The sequence below is a fragment of the Amycolatopsis sp. A1MSW2902 genome (assembly GCF_017312175.1).
Taxonomy (GTDB): domain Bacteria; phylum Actinomycetota; class Actinomycetes; order Mycobacteriales; family Pseudonocardiaceae; genus Amycolatopsis; species Amycolatopsis nivea.
The window spans coordinates 31,692-42,880 of record NZ_QJPO01000001.1 but is presented as its reverse complement, the minus strand read 5'-3'; the positions used below and the strand labels follow the sequence as shown (position 1 = coordinate 42,880).

Below are 11,189 nucleotides of genomic sequence, written 5' to 3'. Positions count from 1 at the left end.
CTCAGAAGGGAATGACGGTGATGTTGCGACTGCCGATCGTCGCCGGATAGAACGACGTGTCTGCTTTGTACTTGCACGTAAACGTGTTCACGCCGGGGTTGAGCCCGTCGGCGGCTGTGAACAGCATCGTTCGGCCGATCGACACCCCGAGGCCGCCCGCCGCGATATCGGCGGCGATTGTCCTCGACACGCCGATCGAACTGGCCCCGGAAACCACGAACCCCATCACGCCCCCGGCATAGTTGTTGTCGTTCGAGGCAAGGGAAAGGTAGGCAGAGATGCTGACGAGGGCGCGCCGAGACGATCCGATAGTGAGGGTCACGGACGGGCCGACGGTGGCGAGGTCGGTGAACCCGGTCGAGGTGGTTGTCTCGTTCGCCGGTACGTCGGCGGACTGAATCTGGTTGCCCGCGCCCGCGCCGGGCGCGCCGACTTTGCCGTTGATGAACCATTGCGTCCCGCGGCGGCTGATGTTCACGACGTCGCCGACCTGGTACGAGAGACCGATTCCGGACTGGATGACGCGCATGTTCGGGATGTCGCCGCCGTTGACGTGCACCACGTTCGTGCCCGAGATCGCGTCCCACGCAACAATCTGCCCGGTGTAGTTGGACAGGTCTTCGCTGCCGGACGGGCCGCGGCCGGCCTCGGCGATGAGCGCGGCGAGCAGCGCGCCGTCGCTTCCGGCGATCATGCTGCCTCCAAATATTGCTTGCGGGTGTCCATGCCCATCGAGCTGTCGGGGGTGAGGCCGTAGGTGATCCGGTCCAGCACGTGTGTTTCCGGGTTGTCGGTGCCGTTGTCCACCGTCACGACATCCCAGCCTTCCAACGCGGGGTTCGGCACGCTGCCGAGGCTGACCGAGTAGGGCAGGCCGGTGGCCTTGGCCAGCTGCGCGCGGGCTGCGCCTTCGCACTGCGAGACCGTGGTCATGAACGACGAGCTGTAGTAGGTGGGCACCACGCCGAACGGGCCGAGCGCGTAGGTCGGCGAGGCGGGGTTGTTGTCGTAGGCGATTCCTTGCACCGGGGGCAGTTCGCCGACCGGCTCGCCGCGCGCGACGACGACGTTGTACACCGCGTCGCGGGAAATCTTCCGCTTCATCTCGGTGAGCACGCCGTTGCGCCCGGCGTTGATCGTCCACACCGGACTCGTCGTGGTCACGTCCGGGACCGGCCGGACCGTGTATACGCCGCGGTAGTCGAAATACGCGTACATCCCGTACGCGGCGAGCAGGTCTTGCAGGAACGGCAACCGGTCGTCGCCCATCACGTGCGAGGTTGCGAACCACGTCCCGTACGCGTCCCACGTCCCGTAGTCGGTGACCGCGCCGGGGAGCGCCTGCTGCACCACGGTGTCTATGCAGGCGCCGACCGACCCGCCGCTCGCTGCGAAGGTCTGCGGCGAGATGTTTCGGGCGTCGCGGATTTGCGCCATCCGGTCCGACGCGGCGAGTGCGATCGGCCCGTTCGGGGCTTGGTCTTGGCTCACGTCATCGAGCCGGAAGTAGCCGAGCCCCACCCATTCGCGGGTGCCGAGGCCGTACTCGATGCCGCGCTCGACGTAGACCTCTTGCCCGTACGGGGTGCCCGCTGCGAACGGATCCGCCGGCCACGGGTAGACGGTGGTGAGCGCGAGCGTGGATTGCACGTCGGCGGTCATGTCGGTGGTCACGTCGCCGCCGATGATGGGCAGCAACCCTTTCGGGTCGCCGCCGGGGATCGCGAGCCCGGCCGGTGTCGTGCCGGTCTGGCCGGGCGCGACCAGCCGGGCGCGGGCGATCATGCGGTGCGAGCCGCGGACCGAGTTGAGGAAGGTCGCACTCACTGGCCTCATGGCACGACCACCTCGGCGTCGGAGACCTTGTCAATCAGGTTGGACCACGTCGCCACGTCGGCGACCACGTCGGCCCACGTGGCGTAGTCCGAGATCACGTCAGACCACGTGTAGGTGTCGCCGTACACAGTGGACGCCGGAGCCGCGCACTCGGTGAGCGGCAGGTCAAAGAACCGGCGCGGCGCGCGCACGGACTGGCCCCGCCGCAACGTCACCTCGCCGACGGACGCGTACAGCGTCGGGACGACCGCGGTCAGCTCGGGCGCCTGCAAGAACACCGGCAGGCCGGACGCGAACGCCTGGTCGAAGTCGGCGGCCTCGGCGAGCGTGCGCGTCATCACCGTGAGCGTTAGCCGACGCGAGCCCTGCACGTCGCTGATCGCGACCGGCAGCGTCCGGCCGACCACCTCGATCGCGTTGGTGCGCGTCGGCCGGGTGATGTCGGAGATCCCGGAGACGGTGACCTTCCGGTTCAGGCTCGGCCGCTGCGGGTTCTTGATCCACGCGGAGTCCAGGACCGGCGTGATCGCCGCGGTCTGGCGGGTGACGTACGGGGCCTTCACGATGGTGTAGGCGATCCCGACGTTCGCCGCGCTCGTGCCGCCCGTGACGGTCAGGGTGCGCGCGGGCACGAGCACCGGGCTCGGTCCCTGGACCGTGTAGTCCCAGTACGTCGCCGCGCCAGATCCGAGCGCCGAGCTGGTCGCGCCGATCGTGGCGTACGTGGTCGACGGCGCCGCCGAGGTCCACGAGCTGTCCTTTTTGGCCAGCCACAGGTTCAGCGATGACGCGGGCGGGCTGCTGATCACGGGCAGGGTGATGTTCTGCGCGGTCGTGCCCACGACGTTGGTCGAGGTCTGCGGCAAATCCGCGTTGTGGAACGCCATGACCTGTGCGATCACGTCCACCCCTGCCGCGCCGCCCGTGATCCCTACGGTCGGCGCGGTCTCGGCCGCGCCGGCGCGCTTGCCGTAGAAGATGAGGTCGCCGTAGTCGGACAGCCTTGTCCACCCGGCCGGGGGCACGAGCGTGGGACTGAACCCGGTCTTGCGGGCGACCGCGTAGCACAGCAGCAGATCGCCCTCGACCACCCCGGCAGGCAGTGCGGGCACGACCGCCGCGTTGTTCGCCGAAGCCGCGGCACCGGCGGCCGGTACGCCGATGATCGGCCCGGAGTCCACACCGGACACCCGGTAGGTGTTGAGCACCCCAGCGGCGAACTCGTAGTCGTCCACGTGCCCCGCACCGGCGGTAACGGCTACCGCGTCGCCGCCGCGCACGGTCGACCACGTGATGCCGTCCGTTGAGCGCTCGACGAGCGCGTAGTCGACCGAGGACGGGAACCCGTCGAACGCGATGCGCACGCGCGACAGGTCGTCGAGGTAGGTTGCGGTGGTCGTCATCGCATGCTCCCCGTTCCGGCACCGGCAAGCCGCCGCACCTGTCCGGTGTTCTGGTCGATGGCGAGCCGCATCCGCTCCGTGATGCCCGCGCCGAGGTCGAGCGTCAGCTCGATCACCTGCGGCCCGCCGAACGTCTGCTGATTGCTCACCACGCGGCCGGTCTGCCCGGGGATGAACAGCTCCGGGCCGCGCTCGCCGACCAGGTGCATCCGCCCGGCCAGCGCCGTCCCGCCCTTAGCCAAGTGCGGGATCTTCGGAATGCCCGGCGCGCCGGTCCACGTCCACGCACGGCTGATGATTCCGGTCGCGTCGTTGATGCGGTCGATCGCCCAGTTAAGCGCAGCCTTCAGGCCATTGGTGATGCCGCGCCAGACACCGGCGAAGAAATCGCCGACGCCGGACCACACGGATTTGATCCGATCCCAAGCGCCCGAGAAAACGCCCTTGATGAATTCCCAGATGGTCGAGGCTCGTTGCTTGACGCCTTCCCAAAGCCCTGCGAAGAAATCGCCGACGCCGCTCCACACGCCCTTGATGAAGTTCCACGCGTCGACCAGCCGTTGCCAGATCCATTGCGCCGCAGCGGCAACGGCATCCTTGACGGTGTTCCAGAGGTCGACGAAAAACGTCTTGATGGGCTCCCAGTAGGTGATGATCGTGGCAACGATCGCGATCAGCGCGCCAATCGCGATGATGACGAGCCCGATCGGGTTCGCGTCCATTGCGGCGTTCAGCACCCATTGAGCTGCGGCCCAGAGCCCGAGCGCGACGACCAGCGGTGCAATCCAGCTGGTGTTTTGCGCGATGAAGTTCGCGATGTTTTGCAGGACCGGCGCCAGGAATTGGATGACCGGAACCAGCATGGTCGACAGCGTGCTCGCGAGGCTCGCGAACGCGGCCGCCAGCGGCGGAATCGCGGGGGCGATCGCCGCGAGCAGCGCACCGACCACTTTGGACACCGAGCCCGCCACCGAGTTGAGCGACTCGAAGAACGCGACGAGGGTGTCGTGTCCCTGCGCGGACTCAAGGAACTCGCGCACGGTCTTGATCAGCGGCCCGAGGAACCCGCCGAGGCCGCCGCCCGCGTCCATGATCGCGCCGACGACCGCGTTGAAGATCGCGGCGAGGTCCTTGATCACAGCGAAGAACGACTGGAACCCGGCGATCGCGCTGCGGCTCCATTCCTGCAACTGGCCGGACTCGGCCGCCTGCTGGACAAACGCACGGAACCGCTCGCCTGCCGCGCCGAGTCCGCCGGTGAGCTGCACGAGGATCGGCATCGCGACCGCGCCGATTTGCAGGAACGCCGCGATCACCGGCGCGAAGAACGACCCGAGGTTCTGAATCAGCCGCGACGTGCCGTCGAGGATCTGGTTCACCTGCGCCGTGCCCTTGGCCGTCGCGAGGTACGAGGTGACCTTCGTAACGACGCCGCCCATCGCCGTCGCGACGGACCGGAACCCGGTCTCTGTCTTCGGGAGCAGCGTTTGCAGGTTGTGCACCGCGGGCAGCAGCGCGTCCTTGAAGCTCGCCGACACGCCAGACTTCAACGTGTTCAGCTGCGGGTCGAGCTGCTTGAACGCGGCCTTCGCGCCGTCCGCGCCGAGCTTCGCCGCGATCATCGCTCCCGCGAGCGCGAAACCGCCGGCCACCGCGAGCGGCAGCACACCGGCAGCAGCAGCGATCCCGTTGACTGCGACAGGGAGCAGGTTGAGCACGCCCGCGGCGGTCGATGCCTGGCGGGCCATCGTGGCGAAGCTGCCCGCGACAGAGCCGATACCGGACACCAGCGGCGCGGTGCCCGACACGATCTTGTCCCGGCTTGCCGCGAATCGCTTGCCCGCAGCAGACAGCGCCAAGCCGAACCGCTGCCAGCGCGTCCGGGAGTCCTCGATAGTCTGCGCCGTCTGCGAGAACTTCTGGTTCGACGCCTCGGCGGCGCCCGCGAGCCGGTTGAGCTCAGCTTGGTTGCGTTCCAGTGACTTCCGCATCAAGTCCAGCTCGGCGCGCGCGGTGACTGCCGCTTGCGCCAAGCCCTTGGTGCTGCCGTCGAACTTGATACGAACGGTGCGTTCCCCGGCGCCCATCTCACGCACCCCTGTTGAAGCTGCGGATGATCTCGTTCGCCGCTGCGTTCCACTCAGCCGCGATGGCGGCCTGGTTCTGCTCGACGACCGGGAAGAACGCGTAGGCGTCCTGCCCTTGGTGCGGCCGGTACTGGCGGCCGGTCGAGCCCGCGTAGCGAGCCGCGGAATACCAGCCGGAACGGCCGTTCATCCCGAAGATGCTGCCGAACAGCAGCCCATAGGCGGGGGCGAGGCGGCGGCCGACGCGCTTGGTGCCGCCGATCTGGATGGCGGGCACCCGGTCGCGCACGGCCTTCGTCGTGGGCGCGACAAGGTGGCCCTGCGGTCCCCCGTGCGCGGCGACATCCGCCGCGGCCTTCACCGCGAGTTTCCGCGCGAGATTCTGCGAGGCGTCCCGCAACGCGTCCGATGCTTCCTTGGGCAGGTCGCGGAACGCTGCCAGAACTTCGCGTGCACCGGTCAGCTGAAGCTTGACCACCAATGCGGTTTTCGCCACCCGGGTGCACCTCCCTCGCGCTCATCCGGACATCTGGGCGGAGCCGTAGCGGCTCGGGCCTTGACCTGGCCCCGAGGTTTTTCCGTTGCTGGCTTTGTTGGACTGGTCGACCAGGTGGGCCATCGTGATCAGTGACCTGTGGTCGAGTTCTTCAATGTGGCGGGGCGCGATCCCGGTGACGATCGAAAGCTCAAGCACCACCCGGTTCAGGCTCCCGCGGGGCCAGGGTCCGGCTCGTCGTCACCGCCGACCGGGAACACGTCGAAGGTCTCCTCGAAGTCGGCCAGCTTCGCGGGAGTGTCCTCCGGATGCGTCATCCGCATCACCAGGTGGCCGAGCCTGTAGACCGTCTCCATCGAGATCTCGTCCTCGAAGTCGGAGAGCTTGATCCCGGTCGCGCGCTCGAACGCGAGGATGTGCCGCGGCTTCGCGACTACCTCGTTGTCGAAGCCGTTGTCGCCGGTGATTTTCAGGGTGAGCATGGGGTTTCTCCTAGGTGAGGGACAGAACGGTGCGCTTGAGGTCGGCGACGGTGCCGGTGTAGTCGATGAACGCCTTGCCCGCGTTCACGTCCCCTGCCGGGAAACCGAACGTCTCCGTCCGAAGTGGACCGATCGCCTTGGACGCTCCGGCGGGCAGCGACACCGTCAAGTCCTCGACCGCGAGTGAGTCGTAGGTGGCGGGAGTCTGGATGGTCACCGTCGCGGACGCGGCCCCGGTGTTCGAGACGAGGAGGAACACGGTCCCGCCGGTGTCGACGATGTCGCCCTCGGCGGTCGGCGACGCGCCCGCGGTGCTCACACCGGCGTAGCTGACCTTCTGCGTAGTGACAGATGTGCGCGCCATGGCTGGTTTTCTCCCTTACGGCCGCGAGTAGTCGGGATCGCCGATCACCTGGAACGTGATGTCGGTTTCTTCGTTGTCGCCGCGGTCGCCGCCGACCGGCGCGGGCTGAATCTTCAGCTGCCCGGTCCAGCGCACGTGTTCGCCGGGGATGTCCGGGTGGTGGTTCAGCTCGAAACCCACGACCGTGCCGCGGTTGGTCCACAGGAAGTCCTCGAAGCCGCCCGCGGTCCACTTGCTGTAGGTCTTCACCTGCAACGTGGGCTCGCTGTCGGTTTCGCTGACGTCCTCGCCGTCCGGGCAGAAGCTGTACAGCCGGTCGCCGTCCTGCACGCCCGGGTCGAGTTTCCAGCTGTTGAGCTGACATTCAACGGACACGCCGCCGATGGTCAGCGTGATGATCTTGAGCCGCCGCACCTTGAGCGACATCGCTTCCTCCTCCTACAAACCCACGTCAACCGTGATGGCGTACGTGGGAAGCTGTGACCCGCCCATCTGGAGCAGGGCCGGGGATGCCGACGACACCGCGAACAACGGGTCGCCCTCGATCGCTGCGACGACCGGCTCGACGAGCTTGTAGAGCCGGGCCGTCGCGTACTGGTCGAACGGGACCACCAGGTGCACCACGAACGTCGCCTCGCTCGGCGCCGATCCGCCGAACCCGCCCCACTCCAGCACCGGCGGAGTAATCACCGCCGACGCTTCGCCCTGCACCGATGCGCCCGGGTCCTCATGGATCCGCTTGCCCAGTGAGGCAACGGTTTCGAGCACGGTGCGCAACGCGGCGACCGCTTCCGGAACGGTGGTCATGCGACCACCGCCCGCGCGAAACGGCCGACCCGCAACAGCTGGTCGATGTCCGGGTCGAACGAAGGGACGCGCGCCGACCCCAGATCGCCCATGCTGATCAGCGCGTCCGGTGACCGGCGGCGAGTGAACCACCGCCCGGCCAGCCGGAGCGTGCCGAGCGCCAGGTCGGCACCCGGTGCCTTGCCGAGCGGATGCGGCGCGAAGTCCACATCGGACCGCACGCGCTCGACGAACGTCACCGCAGCGTCAAGGCATGCCTGCAAGGCCGGATCGTCGTCGGTGACGCCATCCGGCACCTGCAAGTCGGCCCTTAGCTCGTCGAGCGTGGGCGGCCACGTGGTCATCAGTTCAGCACCCAACCGCGGTCGGTCAGCACGTAGCCGCCAGCGCGGCGCGTGTAGTCGGTGGTCGTGTCGCTCGCTTCGAGGTCGGCCAGCTGGGCGGCGGCCTCGTTGTCCGCGTGCGCTTCCTGGTCGGCCTCGGCCGATTCGACGGCCGCCGCGGGCTGCTCGGCGAGCGGCTGCTCGACCTCGACCGGGACCGGCTCGACGGCGGGCTGCTCGACGGGCGCAGTGCCCGCCGAGCCCGCCGTGCCCCTACGGTTTGCCATCAGGCACCCGGGGTGACGGTGTGGCGGATGGCGTGCAGGCCGGTCGGGCGCAGCAGCCGCACCGCGACGTAGCCGAACAAGGCCAAATCGATGTTCGCCGGGCCGCCCCGCTCCTCGAACCGGAACGTCAGCAGCGGCGACTCCCACGCCCACACGTCGTTCCGGTTGAAGATCAGCACGTCCGCGTCGCCCGCGGCATTGCCGCTCATCGACCAGGTCGGCACGTTCGGCAGGCCGTCCACGTACCAGCCCTGCGTGACCGCGTTGCCGACGCCGGCGCTGTTCTGCGCGCCGATGCTCGGCAGCAGCGGACGGCCATTGCCGTCCACTGCGGTCGCGAAACCAGTGGTGCCCTCCTGCGATAGGTGCGCGATGGTCGGCGCCGCGAACCGGTGGAACGGGAACTCGGCGAGCACCCGCCGCTCGGTCGCGAGCAGCTTCTCGCCGCCCGGGGTGCCAGCGTCGCTGGCCGAGGTGTAGACGTACGCGCCCGACGGGACCTGCCCCGAGGTGATGGTGCCGCCCTGTCCGTTCGGGCCGTTCAGCTCGGCGTAGAGCTTCGCCTCCGCATTCTGGCTGTACGCCTCGCTCATCGCCTGCGTGGCGATGGCGTCAATCGCGGGGTTCGAGCTGTCGGCGATCTCGCGGGTGATGGTGAACAGACCGGAGACCGCGTTCGGGGTGACGGTCTTGGTGCCCACGACCAGCGTGCCGGAGCCCGGGTTGTTGCCCTCGGTGTGGTCGCCCGCCATGCCGCTGCTCGACGTGTAGGCCGGGATGGTGAATGGCGTCGCGTCGGTCAGGGTGCCGCGCGACACCGAACCCCACAACGGCCGCCCCTTGAGCAGCTGCGTCACGTACAGGTCCGGGCGGTAGCCGGGCGGGATGATCGCGGCAGCGTTGCTGGTGTTGCCGCCCGCGAACGACGCCGAGGCAGCCTGCCCGGCGGCGCGACGCTGCGAGTCGGCCAGCTGCAAGCTGAATTTCTCCAGACGGCCGCGCGCGTCCACGTCGCCCTCGGTGCGGGACTTCCACGCATCCTTGATCATGGACGGTCCGTGACCGTCCATCTGGTACACCAGCGGCTCGCTGGTGACCGTCGCGGCCTGCCCGGCCGGGATCACCTCGCGGCCCTGCGGCGCGGGAAGCTTCGCGAATGCCTCGGCAACAGCCGAGCCGATCGCTTCGGACAGGCCAGCGGTGAACGCGGCGAAATCAGGGGCCGCGCTCGCGGCCGGCGGGGCGGTGGTCTCCGCGGGTGCGGTCATGGTGGGTTCCTTCTTCTCTCGGGTGGCGGCGACGGACGCGACCCGCGCGCCGTCGAAAGCGGGCATCGCGGTCAGCGCGACCGCGCGCAGAGTGGCGCTGTAGACCAGGGCCACGGTTTCGTCGGTCGGGTCGGGCTCCCAGCCATCGCCCGGCTCGAAGTCGACTTCGATCGAGAAACCGTCGTAGACCTTGTCCTCGGCGAGGGCGAGCATCGCGTCGCCGTCCGCGCCGCGGCCGACGCGGAACGCGGCAGCGAGCCCAGCATCGGTGCTTGCGAGCTTGGACGCGTAGCCGAATGACTGGTAGCGGTCGTGATCGCGGTTGAGCTTGACGCGGGAATCGTCCCCGCCCCAATGAAGCGAGTCCTTCGCGAACTTCCACTTCATGCCGCCAGATCGGGCGACCGCGCCCCACGGGACAGCGATACCGGACACCATCCGCTTGGCACTGTCCACAGTGAACTCGGCGGCGGCCGGGGTGAGCTCGAATCCGAGCGTGAGCGTGCCCGGGTTGTCGTCGGAGAACCGGACGGTCGGGAACGGCGCGGCAGCGGCAGCGGACACGGGTGGCTCCTCGGCGGGGGTGCCCGGCTCCGGCGGCGTCGGGGGCGTTGCCGGAGCCGGGGTCTTCGGGACGGTGGCGGTCGGGATGTTCTCCAGCACGGCAATGCGCTCGTCGTTGTAGACGCCCACCTCGCGCCCGGCCTTGTAAGCCTGCATTCGCGTGAGCGTGTCCGACTTGAGAAAGTGCGCGTACTCGTAGCGGGCGGTGTAGCCGCGCGGGAGAACGTCCGGCATCGAGAGCCGGTCCTCGATCGCCGCGGCGAACGGGCGCAACACAAAGTCGATCAGGTCGAGGCGGCGTTGCTCCGCGTTCGCGTACGTGCGCGAGGTTGTCGACACGCCGAGGTCTTCCGGGTCGAGCCCGGTATGCCGCGAGATCTCCAGCACCGCGGCATCACGCGCGGACGATAGCTGCAACTGTTCCGGGGACCACTGCAACGTGTTCGCCTTGAGCGCTGCGCCGATGTAGCCCCACGCGCGGTCGCGGTTCGCTTCCGCCCACTTGGTGAGGATGTCCTGCACCTCGTCCTCGGTCGGGTCGACAGCCCCGTCGGCGGGTGAGAAATAGCCCAGCGGCAACGGGTCCTTAGCCGACCGCGCAACCGCGGCGTCGAGCAGCAGCGCAATCCGGATCGCTCGTGCGGCGGCCTGCAACAGCGGGTCGTTCGGCGAGTCGATGCGGATCAGCTCGGCGTCCGGGACTGGTTCCCACGCCGAGCCCTGCGGCATCCCGGTCGCGGACGAGACGTAAACCCGGTAGTCCTCGCGCACGGTCACCGATCGCGGCTCCAGACGACGAACCTGTGTCGGGTAGCCGTGCCATCCGAATTTGGTTACACGCCACCAGGAAACGCCCTCGAAGAGCATGTCTTCTATCGTGCGCGTCATCGTGACCGCGCGGGCGATGTCGGGTTCGGGCTGCTGCAAGAGGGTGTAGGTGCTGTCCACAACCGCGCGCGATGCGTCGTGCGTCTGCAACGGCAGCGCGCCGAGCGTCCCGCAGATCAGGTCGCGGGAGCGCTTCACCGCACCGACAGACATCGCCAGGCGGCGCGGGACCCGCGTCGACAGCAGCCCGTCAACGTCGATCGGCGCGCCAGCCGCAAGTTCCGGCGGAACCTCAAGAGTGAAATTCAGGGGTCGAGCCCACCGCGGCACTTCGGCGGGCTCGGCCTGTGCGTGGACGCGTTCGGGCGCGGGCTCAGGCCCGTTGCCCCACATGAACAGGTCACGCCACAATCCCACGCGGCCACAATATGGCTACCAGAACGG

At 68.5% G+C, this 11,189-nt stretch carries 13 protein-coding genes; all 13 read right to left on the bottom strand.

Annotation, left to right across the window (positions count from 1 at the left end; genetic code table 11):
• Window position 1 precedes the first annotated feature (1 nt).
• The 13 genes from DMP23_RS00285 to DMP23_RS00225 are packed head-to-tail and all read right to left on the bottom strand — an operon-like array spanning window position 2 to window position 11,162.
• Entirely contained in the window at window positions 2-694 is a 693-nt protein-coding gene (locus tag DMP23_RS00285; RefSeq protein WP_337819760.1) for a hypothetical protein, read from the bottom strand.
• Entirely contained in the window at window positions 691-1,836 is a 1,146-nt protein-coding gene (locus DMP23_RS00280; RefSeq protein ID WP_337819759.1) for a DUF5047 domain-containing protein, read from the bottom strand. The genes DMP23_RS00285 and DMP23_RS00280 overlap by 4 nt, the downstream gene beginning before the upstream one ends.
• Window positions 1,833-3,239, bottom strand: a complete 1,407-nt coding sequence (locus DMP23_RS00275) for a hypothetical protein (protein WP_337819758.1) — start codon at window positions 3,237-3,239, stop codon at window positions 1,833-1,835. The genes DMP23_RS00280 and DMP23_RS00275 overlap by 4 nt, the downstream gene beginning before the upstream one ends.
• Window positions 3,236-5,326, bottom strand: a complete 2,091-nt coding sequence (locus DMP23_RS00270) for a phage tail protein (protein WP_337819757.1) — start codon at window positions 5,324-5,326, stop codon at window positions 3,236-3,238. The genes DMP23_RS00275 and DMP23_RS00270 overlap by 4 nt, the downstream gene beginning before the upstream one ends.
• Before the next feature lies 1 nt (window position 5,327).
• Window positions 5,328-5,822 carry a hypothetical protein gene (locus tag DMP23_RS00265; protein ID WP_337819756.1) on the bottom strand — a complete coding sequence of 165 codons (495 nt, stop codon included), beginning with the start codon at window positions 5,820-5,822 and terminating at the stop codon, window positions 5,328-5,330.
• A 21-nt stretch (window positions 5,823-5,843) separates the two neighbouring features.
• Window positions 5,844-6,023, bottom strand: coding sequence for a hypothetical protein (locus DMP23_RS00260; RefSeq protein WP_337819755.1), 180 nt, complete (start codon window positions 6,021-6,023; stop codon window positions 5,844-5,846).
• A 5-nt stretch (window positions 6,024-6,028) separates the two neighbouring features.
• Window positions 6,029-6,304: a hypothetical protein gene (locus DMP23_RS00255; protein ID WP_337819754.1), complete on the bottom strand. Its 276-nt coding sequence runs from the start codon at window positions 6,302-6,304 to the stop codon at window positions 6,029-6,031.
• A gap of 10 nt (window positions 6,305-6,314) precedes the next feature.
• Window positions 6,315-6,668, bottom strand: coding sequence for a hypothetical protein (locus tag DMP23_RS00250; RefSeq protein ID WP_337819753.1), 354 nt, complete (start codon window positions 6,666-6,668; stop codon window positions 6,315-6,317).
• 15 nt (window positions 6,669-6,683) lie between these two features.
• The gene (locus tag DMP23_RS00245) at window positions 6,684-7,094 is read right to left on the bottom strand and encodes a hypothetical protein (RefSeq protein ID WP_337819752.1); all 411 of its coding nucleotides are present in this window, start codon (window positions 7,092-7,094) and stop codon (window positions 6,684-6,686) included.
• Window positions 7,095-7,106: 12 nt separating this feature from the next.
• Window positions 7,107-7,475, bottom strand: coding sequence for a hypothetical protein (locus DMP23_RS00240; protein ID WP_337819751.1), 369 nt, complete (start codon window positions 7,473-7,475; stop codon window positions 7,107-7,109).
• Window positions 7,472-7,819 (bottom strand): hypothetical protein, encoded by a 348-nt coding sequence (locus tag DMP23_RS00235; RefSeq protein WP_337819750.1) that lies wholly within the window; start codon window positions 7,817-7,819, stop codon window positions 7,472-7,474. The genes DMP23_RS00240 and DMP23_RS00235 overlap by 4 nt, the downstream gene beginning before the upstream one ends.
• Window positions 7,819-8,085, bottom strand: a complete 267-nt coding sequence (locus DMP23_RS00230) for a hypothetical protein (RefSeq protein WP_337819749.1) — start codon at window positions 8,083-8,085, stop codon at window positions 7,819-7,821. Before DMP23_RS00230 ends, DMP23_RS00235 begins: the two co-directional genes overlap by 1 nt.
• The gene (locus tag DMP23_RS00225) at window positions 8,085-11,162 is read right to left on the bottom strand and encodes a phage portal protein (protein ID WP_337819748.1); all 3,078 of its coding nucleotides are present in this window, start codon (window positions 11,160-11,162) and stop codon (window positions 8,085-8,087) included. Before DMP23_RS00225 ends, DMP23_RS00230 begins: the two co-directional genes overlap by 1 nt.
• Window positions 11,163-11,189 lie beyond the last annotated feature (27 nt).